Annotated in this window: 18 protein-coding genes and 2 tRNA genes; 14 read left to right on the plus strand and 6 right to left on the minus strand. The window is 71.5% G+C overall.

Going from position 1 to position 17,489, the window contains the following annotated elements:
- The first annotated feature begins 10 nt into the window (after window positions 1-10).
- From IEX47_RS04495 to IEX47_RS04520, 6 genes are all read left to right on the plus strand, one after another.
- Window positions 11-685 carry a hypothetical protein gene (locus tag IEX47_RS04495; RefSeq protein WP_188782742.1) on the plus strand — a complete coding sequence of 225 codons (675 nt, stop codon included), beginning with the start codon at window positions 11-13 and terminating at the stop codon, window positions 683-685.
- Between the two features lie 37 nt (window positions 686-722).
- Window positions 723-1,865, plus strand: a complete 1,143-nt coding sequence (dusB, locus tag IEX47_RS04500; protein WP_188782743.1) for a tRNA dihydrouridine synthase DusB — start codon at window positions 723-725, stop codon at window positions 1,863-1,865.
- Window positions 1,866-1,998: 133 nt separating this feature from the next.
- Window positions 1,999-2,871 carry a VldE C-terminal domain-containing protein gene (locus IEX47_RS04505; protein WP_188782744.1) on the plus strand — a complete coding sequence of 291 codons (873 nt, stop codon included), beginning with the start codon at window positions 1,999-2,001 and terminating at the stop codon, window positions 2,869-2,871.
- A gap of 79 nt (window positions 2,872-2,950) precedes the next feature.
- On the plus strand, window positions 2,951-3,898 hold the full coding sequence (locus tag IEX47_RS04510) for an ABC transporter ATP-binding protein (protein WP_229662634.1): 948 nt from the start codon (window positions 2,951-2,953) through the stop codon (window positions 3,896-3,898).
- Window positions 3,895-4,680, plus strand: a complete 786-nt coding sequence (locus IEX47_RS04515; RefSeq protein ID WP_188782746.1) for an ABC transporter permease — start codon at window positions 3,895-3,897, stop codon at window positions 4,678-4,680. Before IEX47_RS04510 ends, IEX47_RS04515 begins: the two co-directional genes overlap by 4 nt.
- A 24-nt stretch (window positions 4,681-4,704) precedes the next feature.
- The gene (locus tag IEX47_RS04520) at window positions 4,705-5,940 is read left to right on the plus strand and encodes a deoxyguanosinetriphosphate triphosphohydrolase (RefSeq protein ID WP_188782747.1); all 1,236 of its coding nucleotides are present in this window, start codon (window positions 4,705-4,707) and stop codon (window positions 5,938-5,940) included.
- Window positions 5,941-6,015: 75 nt separating this feature from the next.
- Here the strand turns inward: IEX47_RS04520 and IEX47_RS04525 are convergent, their stop codons facing one another.
- Entirely contained in the window at window positions 6,016-6,963 is a 948-nt protein-coding gene (locus IEX47_RS04525; protein ID WP_188782748.1) for a hypothetical protein, read from the minus strand.
- Window positions 6,964-7,055: 92 nt separating this feature from the next.
- Window positions 7,056-7,811, minus strand: a complete 756-nt coding sequence (ldt-CoaP, locus tag IEX47_RS04530) for a L,D-transpeptidase (RefSeq protein ID WP_188782749.1) — start codon at window positions 7,809-7,811, stop codon at window positions 7,056-7,058.
- Between the two features lie 192 nt (window positions 7,812-8,003).
- Between ldt-CoaP and dnaG the strand changes: the two genes are divergently transcribed.
- From dnaG to IEX47_RS04545, 3 genes are all read left to right on the plus strand, one after another.
- Window positions 8,004-9,971 (plus strand): DNA primase, encoded by a 1,968-nt coding sequence (gene dnaG / locus IEX47_RS04535; RefSeq protein ID WP_188782750.1) that lies wholly within the window; start codon window positions 8,004-8,006, stop codon window positions 9,969-9,971.
- Window positions 9,972-10,054: 83 nt separating this feature from the next.
- Window positions 10,055-10,130, plus strand: a tRNA-Asn gene (locus IEX47_RS04540).
- A 102-nt stretch (window positions 10,131-10,232) separates the two neighbouring features.
- A complete protein-coding gene (locus IEX47_RS04545) occupies window positions 10,233-10,877 on the plus strand; it encodes a sortase domain-containing protein (RefSeq protein ID WP_188782751.1) in 645 nt (214 codons plus the stop codon).
- A gap of 187 nt (window positions 10,878-11,064) precedes the next feature.
- On the opposite strand, the gene IEX47_RS04550 is transcribed toward IEX47_RS04545, so the two are convergent.
- Window positions 11,065-12,495: an MFS transporter gene (locus IEX47_RS04550; RefSeq protein ID WP_188782752.1), complete on the minus strand. Its 1,431-nt coding sequence runs from the start codon at window positions 12,493-12,495 to the stop codon at window positions 11,065-11,067.
- On the minus strand, window positions 12,492-12,923 hold the full coding sequence (locus IEX47_RS04555) for a MarR family winged helix-turn-helix transcriptional regulator (protein ID WP_188782753.1): 432 nt from the start codon (window positions 12,921-12,923) through the stop codon (window positions 12,492-12,494). Before IEX47_RS04555 ends, IEX47_RS04550 begins: the two co-directional genes overlap by 4 nt.
- A gap of 78 nt (window positions 12,924-13,001) precedes the next feature.
- Between IEX47_RS04555 and IEX47_RS04560 the strand changes: the two genes are divergently transcribed.
- The 4 genes from IEX47_RS04560 (at window position 13,002) to IEX47_RS04575 (ending at window position 15,167) form a co-directional block, all read left to right on the plus strand.
- Window positions 13,002-13,075 (plus strand) — tRNA-Ile (locus IEX47_RS04560).
- A gap of 52 nt (window positions 13,076-13,127) precedes the next feature.
- Window positions 13,128-13,586 carry an MOSC domain-containing protein gene (locus tag IEX47_RS04565; RefSeq protein WP_229662616.1) on the plus strand — a complete coding sequence of 153 codons (459 nt, stop codon included), beginning with the start codon at window positions 13,128-13,130 and terminating at the stop codon, window positions 13,584-13,586.
- A gap of 88 nt (window positions 13,587-13,674) precedes the next feature.
- Window positions 13,675-14,493 carry a PP2C family protein-serine/threonine phosphatase gene (locus IEX47_RS04570; protein WP_188782754.1) on the plus strand — a complete coding sequence of 273 codons (819 nt, stop codon included), beginning with the start codon at window positions 13,675-13,677 and terminating at the stop codon, window positions 14,491-14,493.
- Window positions 14,494-14,657: 164 nt separating this feature from the next.
- Window positions 14,658-15,167, plus strand: coding sequence for a DUF3145 domain-containing protein (locus tag IEX47_RS04575; RefSeq protein ID WP_188782755.1), 510 nt, complete (start codon window positions 14,658-14,660; stop codon window positions 15,165-15,167).
- 67 nt (window positions 15,168-15,234) lie between these two features.
- Here the strand turns inward: IEX47_RS04575 and IEX47_RS04580 are convergent, their stop codons facing one another.
- Together IEX47_RS04580 and IEX47_RS04585 are read right to left on the minus strand one after the other, a co-directional pair.
- Window positions 15,235-16,110: a crotonase/enoyl-CoA hydratase family protein gene (locus IEX47_RS04580; RefSeq protein WP_188782756.1), complete on the minus strand. Its 876-nt coding sequence runs from the start codon at window positions 16,108-16,110 to the stop codon at window positions 15,235-15,237.
- A gap of 13 nt (window positions 16,111-16,123) precedes the next feature.
- The gene (locus IEX47_RS04585; RefSeq protein ID WP_188782757.1) at window positions 16,124-16,375 is read right to left on the minus strand and encodes an acyl carrier protein; all 252 of its coding nucleotides are present in this window, start codon (window positions 16,373-16,375) and stop codon (window positions 16,124-16,126) included.
- Between the two features lie 111 nt (window positions 16,376-16,486).
- On the opposite strand from IEX47_RS04585, the gene IEX47_RS04590 reads away from it, so the two are divergent.
- Complete coding sequence (locus tag IEX47_RS04590; protein ID WP_188782758.1) at window positions 16,487-17,476, plus strand: alpha/beta fold hydrolase; 990 nt, start codon at window positions 16,487-16,489, stop codon at window positions 17,474-17,476.
- Window positions 17,477-17,489 lie beyond the last annotated feature (13 nt).

Genomic DNA, 17,489 nt, shown 5'->3' on the forward strand with positions numbered 1-17,489 from the left:
CAATGCGCCCATGACCTCTCGCGGAAACCGTCGCTTCCTCGCTGGCTCTGCCGCCGTCCTGGCGCTCACCCTCGCCCTCTCCGGGTGTGGGGGAGAGAAGAAGGAGAAGGCCGAGCCGACGGTGAAGCCGACGGTCACCGCGGGCGTCACGCTGACCCCGAGCGGCTCGAAGCTCGAGCTGGGCGAGGCGGCGACGATGACCTGGGCGCCCGACCAGAACACCAAGGGGCTCGTCTCGGTGGCGGTCGAGAAGATCGTGGCCGGCAGCCCCAAGGACGTCGCCCGGATCAAGATCACGCCGAAGCCGGAGCACCCGCACCTCTACTACGTGACCGTGAAGATCACGAACCTCGGCAAGGTGAACCTCGGTGGCGTTCCTGCCGCACGGCTCCCGCTCTTCCTCGACGAGGGCACCAACCTGCTCAACCCGCCGGCCGACCTGCGCGCCGACATGAAGTTCGCCAAGTGCCCGCTCGGCGTCCTGCCGAAGAAGTTCCAGAAGGGCGCCACGGCGACCGTCTGCCTGGTCTACGTGCCGTCCGGCGACGTCAAGCAGATGATCCTGCAGCCGGCGGCGGGCGACCAGATCACCTGGCCGGGCGAGGTCACCACGCCCAGCCCGTCGCCGTCGCCGAAGAAGAAGGCGAAGAAGGTCGCGCCGAAGCCGACCGCGTCCAAGGGCTGACCCCGGGCAGGCTCACGTGACCTGAGACAATCGGGTCATGTCCTCCCTGCCCACCCACCTGCAGCTCGGGTCCCTCCGCGTCGACACCCCCGTGGTGCTCGCGCCGATGGCGGGCATCACCAACGCGGCGTACCGCCGGCTCTGCGCGGAGCAGGGCGCCGGCCTCTACGTGTGCGAGATGATCACGTCGCGTGGGCTCGTCGAGGGCGACGAGACCACGAAGAAGATGCTCACCTTCGACGAGCTCGAGACCGTGCGGTCGGTGCAGCTGTACGGCACCGACCCGGTCTACGTCGGCAAGGCCGCCGAGATCCTCTGCGCGGAGTACGGCGTCGCGCACATCGACCTCAACTTCGGGTGTCCCGTGCCGAAGGTGACCCGCAAGGGCGGCGGTGGCGCCCTGCCGTGGAAGCGCAACCTGCTGGGCGAGATCCTCGAGAAGGCGGTCTCGGCGGCGGCGCCCTACGGCGTGCCGGTGACGATGAAGACCCGCAAGGGCATCGACGCCGACCACTTGACCTTCATGGATGCCGGGCGCATCGCGCAGGAGAGCGGCTGTGCCGCGATCGCGCTGCACGGCCGCACGGTCGAGCAGGCCTACTCCGGTGAGGCCGACTGGGCGGCGATCGCCGAGCTCAAGGCGAGCCTCGACCACATCCCGGTGCTCGGCAACGGCGACATCTGGGAGGCGGCCGACGCCGTGCGGATGGTCGAGGAGACCGGCGTCGACGGTGTCGTCGTCGGCCGCGGCTGCCTCGGCCGCCCCTGGCTCTTCCGCGACCTCGCCGCGGCGTTCACCGGCGAGCAGGTCGCGACGCTGCCGGACCTCGGCGAGGTGAGCGCGATGCTGCGCCGCCACGCCGAGCTGCTCGTCGAGCACATGGGGGAGGAGCGGGGCTGCAAGGAGATCCGCAAGCACATCACGTGGTACCTCAAGGGCTTCCCGGCGGGCGGCGAGCTGCGCCACCGGCTGGCCCTCGTCGACACCCTCGCCGACCTCGACGCCCTGATCGCCGAGCTCGACCCGACGGCGCCGTTCCCCGTCCAGGAGCTGGGTACGCCGCGTGGTCGCCAGGGTGCCCCGCGCAAGCGCGTCGTGCTGCCCGAGGGGTGGCTCGACGACACCGATGGCCACGGCTGCGTGATCGCCGAGGACGCCCACGACACCACCGGCGGGTGACCGGCATCACCGTTTCGATGTGAGCCAGCATGCTGCTAACTGGTAGCAAGCATGATGAACTGGACACCGGGTCGCCCACAGGCGGCCCTGTTGCATGAACCAGCCCATGCCCCCGAGCTAAGGACGTAGCGCCGTGGCCGACAGCCACCAGCGGAGCCCGATTGCCCGCATGAACCCCTTCGGACGTCGCATCTCCGGCCGTGCCGTGAAGATCGCCGCCCCCCTCGCCCTCGTGGCGACCCTCGCACCCGTCGGCATCGGGGTGGTCGCCGGTGGCGGCGGCGTCGCCCCTGCGTCCGCCGACCTCGGTGGCGCCTTCTCCGCCGCGAGCGGCCCGGCGCCCAGCCGCGCGCCGCAGGTCTCCCGCAGCGTGCCGCGCGTGGCGTGGACCAAGGACGAGCTCGCGCGTCAGGCGACGGCGCGCGCCGTCAGGAACGCCCACGTCCGCCTGTGGACGACCGACGACCTCACGCTCTGGTCGCTCCCCGGCGACCAGGCCGAGAAGCTCGGCACGGTGAAGGCCGCCACCTCCGTGCTGGTCACGGGCCGCGAGCGCTTCGGCCGGGTCGAGATCCTCCGCGACCGCCAGCCGCGCTGGGTCAAGGAAGGCAACCTCTCCGCGACCAAGCCGATCGTCGCCGCGGGTGGCCTCTCGATGGCGCCCTGCGCCGCGACGGGCGGCAGCGACCTCGGCCTGACCCGCGACGCGACGTACACCCTGCGCTCGCTGTGCGCGGCGTTCCCGCAGATCTCGACGTACGGCGGTCGGGACGGCCACGGCGAGCACGTCGACGGCTCCTCGATCGACGCGATGATCGACCCGTCCAACACCACGCTCGGCTATGCGGTCGTCGACTTCCTGCTCGCCCACGCGAGCGAGCTCAACCTCAACGACATCATCTACCGCCAGCGCATCTGGCAGCCCGGCGTCGGCTGGAAGCCGATGTCGGACCGTGGCTCGATCACCGCGAACCACTACGACCACGTCCACGTGCGGACCAACTGAGCGCGTGACACGCTGATCGACGGAGGCCCTGCGAAATGCGGGGCCTTCGTTGGCATGTTCAGGCATGCTGACGGCTGTGATCAACGCTCCGGCCATCCAGCTGTCCGGCGTCCGCAAGGAGTTCGGCTCCGTGGTCGCCGTCGACGGCATCGACCTCACCGTGCAGAGGGGCGAGGTCGTCGCCTTCCTCGGCCCCAACGGCGCGGGCAAGACGAGCACGATCGACATGGTCCTCGGCCTCAGCCGGCCGACCGCCGGCACCGTCGAGGTGCTCGGCCTCGAGCCCCGCGCGGCGATCGCGCGCGGACTCGTCTCGGCGGTGATGCAGACCGGCGGCCTGCTCAAGGACCTGACCGTCCGCGAGACCGTCGCGTACACCGCGAGCCTCTTCCCGGGCGCGGCCCCCGTCGACGAGGTCCTCGACCGCGCCGGCATCGCCGGCATCGGCGACCGCAAGGTGGGCAAGTGCTCCGGCGGCGAGCAGCAGCGGCTCCGCTTCGCCATGGCCCTCCTGCCCGACCCCGCGCTCCTGCTCCTCGACGAGCCGACGACCGGCATGGACGTCGAGGGCCGGCGCTCGTTCTGGGCCGCGATCCGCCAGGACGCCGGCCGCGGCCGCACCGTCCTCTTCGCGACGCACTACCTCGAGGAGGCCGACCAGTACGCCGACCGGATCGTCCTGGTCAGCCACGGCCGGGTCGTCGCCGACGGCTCGGGCTCCGAGATCAAGGCGCTCTCGTCGGGGCGCACGGTGCGGGCGACGGTCGGAGACGCCGCCGCAGTGGGCCGGCAGCTGCAGGCCATGGCCGGCGTCGATCGCGTGGAGGTCCGGGGCGACACCGTGATCGCCCACGCCAAGGAGAGCGACGCGGTCGCGCGGCACCTGCTCACGAGCACCGATGCGCGCGACCTCGAGATCACCGCCAAGGGCATCGAGGAGGCGTTCCTCAGCCTGACCGGCGACCACGACCCCAGCCGCACCGGCGACGCGACCGATGCCGCCGACCGGCAGGAGGCGCTCCAGTGAGCACCACGGCGTACGACCCGACGACGCGGCGCGTGCCGCCCCTGGGCGGCTTCAACCTGACGCTGCTCCGCATCGAGCTGCTGCGCATGCTGCGCAACCGCCGCACCGTGATGTTCACGCTCGTCCTGCCTGCAGCGCTCGCGCTCAGCTTCGGCAACCAGAAGGGAGCCGACCAGACGATCGGCTCGGGCAACCTCGCGGCGTACCTCCTGGTCAGCATGGCGTTGTACGGCGCGGCGCTCACGGCTGCCGCGACAGGGTCGATGGTGGCGATGGAGCGGGCGCTCGGGTGGTCGCGACAGCTCCGGCTGACGCCCCTCCACCCGATCGCCTACATCCTGACCAAGGCACTGGTGGCGCTCTCGATGGGTGCGCTCGCGATCGCCTCGGTCAACGTCGTCGGCCTGCTGATGGGCAAGGCTTCGATGCCCGCGCACATCTGGGTGGCGAGCGCGCTGCTCGCTTTGGTGTGCACGATGACGTTCGCAGCGCTCGGGGTCTTCGTCGGCTACATCGTCCCCGGCGAGAACGCGATGCAGATCCTCGGCCCGGGCCTGGCTCTGCTCAGCTTCCTCGGCGGGCTCTTCGTGCCGCTGAGCCAGTTCGCCGACGTGGTCCGCCACATCGCCTGGTGGACGCCCATGTACGGCGTCGCCGAGATCGTGCGGGCGCCCCTGACCCACGAGCTGCCCTGGTACGCCGTCGTCAACGCGATCGCCTGGCTCGCGCTCTTCGTCGCGGGCGCCGCCTGGCGGATGAGCAAGGACACCGCGCGGGTCTGACCGGGACCACTAGGGTCGGTCCCGATGGATGCCGACGCCCTCTACGACGCCCACGCCCGCGAGCGCCTCGTCCCCGAGCCGCCCAAGCGGGTCGACGCACCCGAGCGCACGCCGTTCGAGCGTGACCGGGCGCGGGTGGTGCACGCCGCCGCCTCGCGGCGGCTGGCGGCCAAGACGCAGGTCGTCGACCCGCGCTCCGACGACTTCGTCCGCAACCGGCTGACCCACAGCCTGGAGGTCGCCCAGGTCGCGCGCGACCTGGCCCGCGCCCTCGGCTGCCACCCCGACATCACCGAGACGGCCGCGCTGGCCCACGACCTGGGCCACCCGCCGTTCGGGCACAACGGCGAGACGGTGCTCGACGACCTGGCCGCGCCCTGCGGCGGCTTCGAGGGCAACGCCCAGACGCTGCGCATCCTCACCCGCCTCGAGTCGAAGTCGGTCGACGCCGACGGGAGCTCGGTGGGGCTCAACCTGACCCGCGCGACCCTCGACGCCTGCACCAAGTACCCCTGGCGCCGGCCCGCGCCGGGCGCGAAGTTCGGCGTCTACGAGGACGACCTGCCGGTCTTCTCCTGGCTCCGCGCGGGCGTCGACGGCAGCCGGCGGTGCGTCGAGGCCCAGGTCATGGACCTCGCCGACGACGTCGCCTACTCCGTCCATGACGTCGAGGACGGCGTGGTCGCCGGTCTGGTGGACCTCGGCCGGCTCGCCGACGCGGGGGAGCGCGCCGCGACCTGGGAGACGGTCCGCGGGTGGTACCTCCCGCGCGCCTCCGACGCCGAGCTCGACGAGGCCCTCGCCGCCCTGATGGCGGTCGGCAGCTGGCCCACCACGGCGTACGACGGCACGCGGCGTTCGATGGCAGCGCTGAAGAACCTCACCAGCGACCTGATCGGCCGGTTCTGCGGCAGCGTGCAGGCCGCCACCTTCGCGGCGTACGACGGGCCGATCGCGCGCTACGCGGCGGAGCTGGTCGTGCCGCGCGCGATCGCGACGGAGATCGCCGTGCTCAAGGGGGTCGCCGCGCACTACGTCATGCAGTCGGCCCACCGGCTCGAGCTGCAGGAGCGCCAGCGGGTGCTGCTCCACGAGCTCGTCGAGGCGCTGGTCGCACGCGGGCCTGACGGCCTCGACCCGATGTACGCCGAGGACTGGCACGCCGCCGCCGACGAGGCTGCGCGGCTGCGCGTGGTGCTGGACCAGGTCGCCTCGCTGACCGACGCCTCGGCACACGCCTGGCACACGCGGCTGGTCTGAGGGCCCGCACACAGAACGACGAGGCCCGCCCCGCTCCGGAGAGCAGGACGGGCCTCGTGGCGTTCAGGCGGTGCGTCAGCCGGTGACCGGGACGTCCGTCTTGATCGGCTTGGGAGCCGGGGCCGACGGAACCTCGCTGGGCGGCGTGTCGTTGGTGACGTTGCCGCAGGTCACGTGACCGATCTCCAGGTGCACGACCGGGCTGCCGGTGGCGCTCAGGAGGTCGAGCTGGAGCGCGGTGACCGAGAAGGTGCCGTCCGCGTTCTTCGTCTGCGTGTTGAGCTTCAGGTCGACGACCGGGGCGAGCGCGCCCAGGGCACCGTCGGAGAGGGCCTGGTTGGTGCCGAGCGGCAGGACGACGGGGAGGCCGAGCAGCGAGATGTTGCCGACGTGGCTCGTGCCGGTGTCGCCGGTGCACTCCGCGGTGACGGCACCGATGGAGATCAGCTCACCGAGGTTGTTGAGCGCGTCGCAGACCGGGGTCAGGTTGCTGAGCAGCTCGGCGTTGGTGAGGACACCACCGTTGTCGGGCTGGGTCAGCGGAGCGAGGCCGGCGCCCAGCTGGTTCACCAGGTTGGTCAGCTGCGTGGAGACCGGGTCCAGCAGGACCGTCGTCGCGGAGTTGAGCTGGTCGCAGATGGTGTTCAGCTGGGTGAGGACCGGGGCGAGCGCGTCACCGACGGGGGCCAGGGCGCCCGAGGTGAGCGAGGTGCCGCTGACCGTCACGCCGGCGACGTCGGAGGTCGCGTGGTTGTTCTCCGCGGTGACCTCGACCAGACCGACGTTCGCGATGTCCGGGACCGGGATGGTGGCGACGCTGTCGCTCTGGAGGGTGCCGTCGGTGGAGGTGACGAACGGCGTCGGGGCAACGAGCTCGTTGCCCGCCAGCGAGGCCGTGATGCCGTAGGCGGAGGACGGCACGCCCGCGGCGGTGCCGGAGGTGGCGCCACCGACGACGACCACGGAGGCCGCGCCGGCGAGGAGCGCCGTGGCGCCGATGGCGACCTTCAGCTCTCGCTTCATATTGATTGTTCCCTTCGTTGCTTTTCAGCGTTCTGTCTTGTCAACGGAGCAAGGTCCGTTTCGTGACGGGTTATGCAGGACTGGTTTTCGGGTCAGCTGTCGTCGATCATCACGAGGGTGCCGATCGGCACCTGGCGCAGCTGGAAGAGCGCCTCGCGGGGCACGCGGATGCAGCCGTGGCTGACCGCATGTCCGAAGACCTTCGGGTCGGTCCAGCCGTGGATGGCGACCGTGCCGGGGCCGCCGCCGAAGTTGTCGAGGGTCGCGCTGTGCGTGCCCAGCGGGAGGATCACCGGGGAGAAGCTCTGGGCCGGGTCGGTGAACTGGCCCAGCACGAACGTGCGCCCGGTCGGGGTGGGGGTCTTCGGAGCGCCGACGGCGACGCGCCAGGCTCCGACGAGGGCCCGGTCGCGGTAGAGCTCCAGCTGCGTCGTGCGCAGGTGCACCCGGATGACGTACGGCGTGTGGCCGGTCGACATGAGCCCGGCGCGCACCCAGCCGGTCGAGCCGTTGGGCTTCGAGGGCAGCATGACCTGGAGCCAGCCGCCGGCGCGCGCGATGGCGGGCAGCCACGTGTCGCCGAACTCCTGCGGGCTGAGCTTGGCGAACGGCTTGCCGTCGGGCGCGTCGTACAGGCCGACGGTGCGCTGCGGGTGGACGACCAGGCCGGTCGTCGCCTTGCCGGGGTACGGGTCGTGCGGAGCCCGGGGGGTCCGGGTGTGGGTGGTCGCGTAGCCCTTGTCGCGCAGGGCGGCGGCGCGGTCGACGGGCTCGGGCTTCGCCTGGTGCTTCTGCACCGTGAGCATCGCGAACGCGAGCAGGCCACAGGCCACGACGGCGATCAACACCGGCGTGAACCACGATGCACCGCGGCCTTGAGCTCCCGACACGTCACACTCCCCATGAATGTCCGGTCCACCCTCTTTGGACCGTCGCACATACTGTCACGACAAACGTCTGGAAAGACCTGCTTTCGCGGGAGGAAGTTTCCCGCTGTGACGACCGAATGGGTCACATTCGTTCGTGTGTAGGCTCCGCACGTGGCTGGACGGATCCGAGACGAGGACATCGCGGAGGTCCGCGAGAAGGCGCGGATCGACGACGTCGTCTCCGGCTACGTCACGCTCCGCAACGCCGGCGGCGGCTCCATGAAGGGGCTCTGCCCCTTCCACGACGAGAAGTCAGCTTCCTTCCACGTGACGCCCAGCCGTGGCTTCTTCCACTGCTTCGGCTGTGGTGAGGGTGGCGACGTCATCAACTTCCTGATGAAGATCGACGGCCTGAGCTTCACCGAGGCGGTCGAGCGGCTGGCTGACAAGACCGGCATCCAGCTGCGCCGCGAGGAGGGCGACGTTCCCCAGGGGCCGCGCGGCCCGGCTCGTGGCCGGCTGATCGAGGCGCACCGGCTGGCCGCCGAGTTCTACGTCGACCAGCTCACCACGCCCGACGCGCTCGCCGCCCGCCAGTTCCTCGGGTCGCGCGGCTTCGACCAGGACGCCGCCGCGACGTTCGGCGTCGGCTACGCGCCCCGCGACGGCGAGATCCTCTTCCGCCACCTGCGCCAGAAGGGCTTCTCGCCCGACGAGCTGGTCACCTCCGGCCTGATCGGCCAGGGCCGCTCGCACTACGACCGCTTCCGCGGGCGGCTGCTCTGGCCGATCCGCGAGGCGAGTGGCGAGGTGATCGGCTTCGGCGCGCGTCGTCTCTACGACGACGACCGGATCGAGGCGAAGTACCTCAACACCCCGGAATCGCCGATCTACAAGAAGTCGCACGTGCTGTACGGGCTCGACCTGGCGCGCAAGGAGATCGGCCGCTCGTCCCAGGCGGTCATCGTCGAGGGCTACACCGACGTCATGGCCTGCCACCTCGCCGGCGTCGGCACCGCCGTCGCGACGTGCGGCACGGCGTTCGGCGACGACCACGCGCGGGTGCTGCGGCGCTTCATGGGCGATCACGGCGAGCTGCGTGGCGAGGTGATCTTCACGTTCGACGGCGACGCCGCGGGCCAGAAGGCCGCGTTGCGCGCCTTCGGTGGCGACCAGAACTTCGTCTCCCAGACCTACGTCGCCGTCGAGCCCTCGGGCATGGACCCGTGTGACCTCCGGCTCGAGAAGGGCGACGAGGCGGTCCGTGAGCTGATCTCCGGCCGCACCCCGCTCTACCGGTTCGTGCTCGGCAACGTGCTGACCCGCTACGACCTCGACCGCGCCGACGGCCGCGTCGACGCGCTGCGCGAGGCCGCCGGCCTGGTCTCGTCGGTGCGCGACAAGTCGAAGGTGGAGGCGTTCACGCGCGAGCTCGCGTCCTCCATCGGCATCGACCCCGACGAGGCCCGCGCCGAGGTACGCCGGGCGGCAGCGCGCGCTGCCCGTGGCGGTGGCCGCGACCAGGGGCGCCTCGCCCAGCAGCAGCGGCCCGGCAGCCAGCAGTCAGGCCAGCAGCCGGGCCAGGGGTCCGGCCCGGGCCACGCGTCGGGCCAGCAGCCGGGCGGTTCCGCGTCCGCGGCCCCTGAGGCTCCACCCGTCCCCAACCTGCGTGATCCTCGCTTCGCGCTCGAGCGCGAGACCCTCAAGCTCGTGTTGCAGCATCCGGCCGCAGTCGCCAACGCCGCGCGCGACGTCACGGTCCACGACTTCACCCACCCGACCTACGCCGGGGTGTGGCAGGCGGTCGCGGCCTCCGGTGGCCCCGCGGCGGGTGCTGCGGACGCCGGCTGGACCTCGCGGCTGCGCGACCGGATCACCGACCCGCTCGCGATGGCCGTGCTCAGCGCGCTCGCCGTCGAGCCCGTGCTCTCCCCGCGCGAGCCCGACACGGCGTACGTCGTGCAGCACGTCAACAAGCTCCTCGAGCTGACCGCCGCGCGCCGGATCGCCGACGTCAAGTCCCGCCTCCAGCGGACCAGCCCGCAGCAGGACCCGGTGGAGTACAACCGGATGTTCCAGGAGCTGATGGCGCTCGAGCAGCGCCGCCGCACGCTGCGCGAAGGTGCCCTGGGCGGCTGACGCCGCCCGGTCGTCTCCCGGTGGTGGGGCCGATTTTCCCGGCGGGCTTCGTCGTTGGTATGGTTTCGCCCGCCGCAAGGCATTCCCCTGTAGCTCAATTGGCAGAGCATTCGACTGTTAATCGAAGGGTTGCTGGTTCGAGTCCAGCCGGGGGAGCCAGAGACCGCCCCTGATCCTCGATCAGGGGCGGTTCGCATTTCCCGGGCGTAGAGCCTCGCGGCGCGCAACAATGGCGGGGCCCGTGACCATCGAGGAGGGGCCATGCGTCGTCTGATCGGTGTGGTGCTGATCCTCGCCGGCCTGTCCGGCCTCGGCTACATCGGCTGGCAGTTCTGGGGCACCGACTGGCAGTCGGCGCGGATCCAGGCGCAGGTGCGCACGGAGACCGAGCAGGCGTGGGCCCATGGCAAGGAGCCGCACGTGAAGTGGGGCACCGTCGAGGGCATCGTGCGGATCCCGCGGTTCGGCGACGACTACGCGATCCCGCTGATGGAGTTCACCGGCTACCCGGCGCTCCACGCGGGCTTCGGACACATGCCGAAGTCGGCGGACGTGGGGCACAAGGGCAACTTCGTGATCATCGCCCACCGCACGACCCGCAACGAGCCGCTGCGACACATGCCCGACCTGCGGGTCGGTGACCAGGTCGTCATCGAGACCCGGACGCGCGTCTACACCTACCGCCTGATCACGCGGGGCGACGCGCTCCGGGTCCGCTTCGACACCGGCGGCTGGGTGCTGGACCCGCTGCCGCACAATCCGAAGCCCGGGGGAGTCGAGCCGCCCCAGCATCCCGGCCAGCGCCTCATCACGATGGTGACGTGCGCCGAGCTCTTCCACTCCGACGACCGGCTCGCGGTCTTCGGTGAGCTGCAGCGCGTGGATCAGAAGGCACCTCCGGCGTAACCCCCTGCCGTCACCCTCGTTGAGGAGGCAGGGAAAGCATCTGGTCCACCCTCCCTCCCAGGACCGGAAGCGCGGTGCCCGCCGTCCCTCGTCCGGCAGCACATGGGGTGTGCCGGGCCTCAGGCGGGCACCTCTATCTCCTTCACGCGTACGCCGCGGCGCGCGGCCGGCGGGCGGCGGGCGGCTCCTAGGCCGCGCCGAGCTCGGCCGCGGCGCGGTCGCGACTGCGGATCGCCGCCGGACTCGTGCTGACCAGGGCCAGTGCCGCCACCGCGACGCCACAGCCGAGCACGAGCCCCCACGCCAGGTGGGAGGCGCTGGCCAGGCCGGTCGAGGCGGGCCCGCGCAGCTGCGCGTAGGTGACGGTGGGGAGGACGGCGACGCCCAGCGACATGCCCACCTGACGGCTGGTGGAGGCGATGGCCGCCGCCACCCCGGCCTGTGTCCGCGGCATCCCGGAGACGGCGGCGTTGGTGATCGGGGCGTTGAGCATGCCGAAGCCGATGCCGAAGGCGAGGTAGGCGACGCCGAGGTAGACGTACGACGTGCCGTTCTCGACGCCCAGCAGCATCGCGCCGCTGAGCGAGATGCCTCCGCCGGCCAGCAGCAGGGGCAGTCGCGGGCCGACGGCACCGACGATCCGTCCGGAGACCGGCGACATGAGTGCGGTGGCGCCCGCCATCGGCAGCGTCATCAGCCCTGCCCGCAGCGGGGACAGGCCCCGGACGTCCTGCAGGTAGAGCGTGTTGAGGAAGAGGAAGCCGCCCATCGCGCAGAAGCCGAGGACCGCGCTGAGCACCGCGCCGCTGAACGGGATGCTGGCGAAGAAGCGCGGGTCGAGCAGGGGCTCCTCGCGCCGCAGCTCGTAGGGGACCAGCACCACCAGCGCGGCGGCGGCGACGGCGAAGCAGGCGAGGACCGTCGCCGAGTCCCAGCCGAGGGTGCGTCCCTCGATGATCCCGAAGGTGAGGGTGGCGAGCAGGACGACGACCAGGGCCTGCGCGACCGGGTCGAGCCGGCGTACGCGATCGGCGCGCGATTCGGGCACGAAGAGCGCGCTGAGGACGACCGCTGCGACGACCACGGGGATGTTGAGCCAGAAGATCGCCCGCCAGCCGATGCCGTCGACGAGCAGGCCGCCGAGCACAGGCCCCAGCGCCATGCTGAGCCCGACCGTGGCGCCCCACAGCCCGATCGCCTGCGCACGCTCCTTCGGGTCACGGAAGGTGTTGGTGATGATCGACATCGCGACCGGGTTCAGCATCGAGCCGCCGGCTGCCTGGATCGTGCGGGCGGCGATCAGGAAGCCGGGGGTCTGCGCTGCCGAGCAGAGCAGCGATCCGAGGCCGAAGAGGACCAGCCCCACCTGGAAGACGCGGCGCCGTCCGAGCCGGTCGCCCGTCGAGCCGGCCAGCATCAGCAGGCTCGCCAGCACGAGCGTGTAGGCGTCGATGACCCACTGCAACTGGCTGCCGTCGGCGCCGAGGTCGCGACGGATCGACGGGAGCGCGAGGTTGACGCCCGTGGCATCGACGCCGACGACGAAGAGGCTCAGGCAGCAGATGGCGAGGACGCGCATGCGGCGTTCGTGGCCGACGGGCTCCACCGGGGCGCTCATGCTTCGCCCGCCTCGCGCATCTTGTCGATCAGCCGGGCCAGCTCGCGACGCTCCGCGGCCGTCAGGGAGGAGACCGGCGCGGGAACGACGCCGGGCAGGGTCCGGAGGTGCTCCATCAGCTCGCGGCCCGCGTCGGTGATCGTCACCAGCTTCACCCGTGCGTCCTGCGGGTCGACGCCGCGCTCGGCGTAGCCACGCTCGACCAGGTCGCCCACGATGCCGGACATCGCCGGGGCGTCGACCCGCATCGCCTCGGCGAGCTCACGCTGGGTGAAGGCGCGGTCCTCGACGCGACGCAGCGCGCGGTAGCGGCTCCACGGCATCCCGGAGGCCTCCTGCAGCAGCGACTGCGCCAGCAGCTTGTGGTCCATGACGAGGGCCATCAGACCCATCCAGACGCTGATCGGGTCCGAGGAAGTTCTACGCATGCAACGATTGTATGCATACAACTAAAAACGGAGCGAGCGTCCCGGGTTCGGCACCTCGCCGCTAGGGTCAGCGGTCGCGGGCCGGTAGCTCAGTCGGTTAGAGCAGAGGACTCATAATCCTTGGGTCGTGGGTTCGAGCCCCACCCGGCCTACAACGCTCTGCGGAGCCCTGCGCGGACCGCGGGCGCGCCGTACGCTCGGGTCGTGAACGCCGAGCTCCCCACCGTCGCCTCGATCCACATCGCGAAGGCGCGACGCCTCGAGATGCGGCCGGTGGACTCCGTGGTCGCTGAGGAGGGCAAGGGCCTGGTAGGCGACCGGTACCACGGCACGAAGCATCGGCACGTGACGGTGCAGTCGGCCGAGGGGCTCGCCGAGGCATCACGGCTGCTGGGTCGCGAGGTGCCGCCCGAGGGGACCCGCCGCAACCTCACCCTCAGCCACGGCGCCGTGCCGACCGTGCCCGGCAGCACCCTGCGCATCGGCACCGTCCTGCTCGAGGTCGTGCGTGTCGCGGCGCCCTGCAAGCTCCTCGACGACGGGCTCGGCCCGGGCGCGATGGACTCCCTGCGCCGGGGCCGCGCAGGTGCCGTCTGCCGGCTGCTCAGCGGTGGCGTAATCGCTGTCGGCGACACGGTGGAGATCACCGTCGCCGAGCGCTGAGCGCGCAGCCGCCGGGTTGCGGAACTTGTCGACGGCCCTCTCTTCCGGTTGACTCGCTGCACCGATCGGTGCGGTGAAGGAGGGTCTGATGCTTCGTTTCGACGGGTCGGGCGCCTCCGACCGTGGTCCCGTGCGCGAGGTCAACGAGGACGCCGGCTTCCTCGGCACCCACGTCCTCGTCGTCGCCGACGGCGTGGGCGGTTCCGCGGCCGGCGAGGTCGCGTCGGCCACCACGGCGTACGTCGTGTCGCGGGCGGTCACGCCTGGTGCGGACCCCATGCTCGCCCTCGACAAGGCCGTACGCCGGGCGATCGACGTTCTCTCCGCCGCCGAGGCCGCCTCGGCCGAGGCCGGCGGCCTGGGCACGACGCTCACCGCCCTGGCGATCGACGGCGACCGCGCCGCACTGGTGCACGCGGGTGACTCCCGTGCCTACCTGCTGCGGGCCGGTGGCCTGGCCCGGCTGACGCGCGACCACACCTACGTCCAGCGGCTGGTCGACGACGGCTTCCTCGCCCCCGAGGGCATGACGCAGCACCCCTGGCGCCACGTGGTGACGCGCTCGATCCATGCACTGCCGATCCCTGACGACGAGCGGCCGGAGTACCTCGAGCTCGCGCTCGTCGCGGGCGACCGCGTCCTGCTGTGCACCGACGGCCTGACCGACTGCCTCGACGACGAGCGGATCGCCGCGCTGCTCGCGATCCCGCGCGCCGACGAGGCCGCGCGCGTGCTCGTCGACGAGGCGCTGCTCGCGGGCGGGCGCGACAACGTGACCTGCCTGGTCGCCGACATCGTGACGGCCCACGCGACCCCGCGGCCCCGCCTGCCCGGCGACGGGCTGCGACTCGGGTCGCTCGCCGACGACGGCAACGTGCTCGCTGCGAGCGGGATCACGGCGTACTGAGCGGGGCCGGGCACGAAACTCGCCTGCGTGGAACGCTGGTGTCGCGTGGCCTCATCGGTCACAATGGCACCACAACTACATACGTGTCACTTGTCCGAATCCATCTCCACTGAAGGGCCGCTGGGGAAGGCGTTGTCCGACGCCGGAGATGAAGGAGGGTCACAGTGACCAGCAACCGCACCGCTACCCGGGGTGTCCTCTACGTGCACTCAGCGCCTTCCGCGCTGTGCCCGCACGTGGAGTGGGCAGTCGGCGGCGTCCTTGGCGTCTCCGTGAACCTCGAGTGGATCCCGCAGCCCGCGCAGAGCGGCACCTACCGTGCCGAGCTGTCGTGGACCGGCGCCGTCGGCGCTGCTGCGGCGATCACCTCGGCCCTCCGAGGGTGGAACCACCTGCGATTCGAGATCACCGAGGAGCCGTCCAGCGGCACCGAGGGCTCGCGTTACAGCTACACCCCCGAGCTCGGCGTCTTCCACGCCGTCACGGGAGTGCACGGTGACATCCTCATCCCCGAAGACCGGCTGAAGGCATCCGTCGTGAAGGCCGCCCTGGGCGACACCACGCTGATGCTCGAGATCGACAAGCTCCTCGGCAAGCCGTGGGACGACGAGCTCGAGACGTTCCGTCACGCAGGTGACGGCGCGCCCGTCCGCTGGCTCCACCAGGTCGTCTGACCGGTAGCAAACGCAACGAGGCCCCGCTCAACTCCTGTTGAGCGGGGCCTCGCACGTTGTCGGGGCGTCACTCCCACCAGGGGTAGAACGACGGCATCTCCGAGGCCTTGCCGGTGAACTCCGGGTCGCGCTTCTCCAGGAACGACGCGACACCCTCCTTGCCGTCCTCGCGCGAGGCGTAGAAGATCGCCAGCGAGTCGGACTCGTGGGCGCGCAGCGGGTGATCCGCGGCCATGTTGCGGTAGACCAGCTGCCGCGCGAGCGCGGTGGCCACGGGGGAGCGGTGGGCGGTGAACTTCCGCGCCAGCTCGTACGCCGCCGGCAGCAGGTCCTCGGGCTCGTGCACCGAGCGCACCAGGCCGGTCTCCTGCGCCGCCTCGGCCGTCATGATCTCGGCGGAGTAGAGCATCTCCAGCGCCCGGGAGACGCCGACGATGCGCGGCAGGAACCACGTCGAGCAGGCCTCCGGCGTGATGCCGATCTTGCCGAAGACGAAGCCGATCCGGGCCTTCGTCGAGGCCAGGCGCACGTCCATCGCGCAGATCATCGTGGCGCCGATGCCGACGGCAGGACCGTTGACCGCGGCGATGACCGGCTTCTTGCAGTCGTAGATCGCCAGCGTGACCCGGCCGCCGGTGTCGCGCACACCCGAGGCGATCTCCGGGGCGTCCAGGCGCTCGCGCATGTCGGCGATCGTCGGCTCCTGCGACTCGTCGAGGCCGAAGACGTTGCCCTCGCGGGTGAGGTCCATGCCGGCGCAGAAGGCGCGGCCCTCACCGGTCACGACGATCGCGGCCACCCCGTCGTCCTCGGAGGCGCGGCGGAAGGCGTGCTCCAGCTCGTCGGCCATCTGCACGGTGAACGAGTTGAGCGCGTCCGGCCGGTTCAGGCGGAGGGTCAGGATGCGGTCGTCGACGTCGTACGCGAGGGTCTGGTAGTCCATGCCCCGCAGGATGTCAGACGGCCGCGCGGAGGACGTACGTCGTGGCGTCCTCGACGCGGACCAGCCCGATGACCTCGCTGTCGGGGATGACGACGCCGAAGCGCTCCTCGATGCCGATCACGAGCTCCAGGAGCGAGAGCGAGTCGACGCCGAGGTCCTCGACGAGCCGCGACTCGGGGGTGATGTCGGTCGCCGGGACCTCGATGATCTGCGCGAGCAGCTCGGCGATGTCGGCGTGGACGTCGTCGTGCGGGGCGGAAGTCATGGGAGTCACCTTCTGGAAACAAACCGGACCTAGTGTGGGGGCCATCCTCGCACTCCGTCGCGGAGCGCCGCGCACGGTCGGACCGTGCACGATCCCAAAGGGGGCAGCGCCATGACCGCACCGTTCGACGTCCAGTACGTCCAGCTCCACGGCCACCGCAGGGCCTACGTCCGGGCGGGCAGTGGGCCTGCGCTCCTGCTGCTCCACGGGCTGGCCTGCGACCACCGCACGTGGGACCCCGTCATCGCCGAGCTGGCCACGCGCTACACGGTGATCGCGCCGGACCTGCTGGGCCACGGCGCGTCGGACAAGCCGCGCGCGGACTACTCGCTCGGCGGCTACGCCAACGGCATGCGGGACCTGCTGGCCGTGCTCGGCATCGAGAGCGCGACGGTGGTCGGGCACTCCTTCGGCGGTGGTGTGGCGATGCAGTTCTCTTACCAGTTCCCCGAGCGCACCGAGCGGCTCGTGCTGGTCTCCGCCGGCGGCCTCGGGCCGGAGGTCACGCCGTTCATCAAGGCGATCCAGCTCCCGGGCTGGGAGCTCGGGATGCGGGTCGTCACGCGGCCGGGCGTGCGCCACGCGGTCACGGGCGTGATGCGCGCCAGCACGGGGGTCTGGCCCCGGTTCACGCGCGACCTGGACGAGGTCGCCGCGATCATCGACAGCTGGACCGACCGGCGCGCCCGCTTCGCGATCCGTCACCTGGTGCGCGCGGTGATCGACACCCGGGGGCAGATCGTGACGATGTCCGACCGCGCCTACCTGACCGAGGCCCTGCCCACGGCCGTCGTCTGGGGTCGTGATGACCAGGTGCTACCGGTCCACCACCTCGACAACGCGCAGCGGCTCGCATCCGGCGCCGTGACCGAGGTCTTCGAGGAGTGCGGCCACTTCCCGCATCGCGACCACCCGGAGCGGTTCGTCGCCTTCCTCGACCGCTTCATGGAGTCGACGCAGCCGGCGGCGTACGACCGCGAGCGGGTCGTCGACCTGCTCCGGCGCGGGCCCCTGATCGAGGCGCAGATCGCCCAAGGTGGCGACGCCCCGGTCTCTCCCGTACGCCGCCTCGCCCCCGTACGCCGCCTCCGCGGCGCCTGAGCGCGGGGGAAGC

This window comes from Nocardioides phosphati, assembly GCF_014646375.1.
Taxonomy (GTDB): Bacteria; Actinomycetota; Actinomycetes; order Propionibacteriales; family Nocardioidaceae; genus Nocardioides; species Nocardioides phosphati.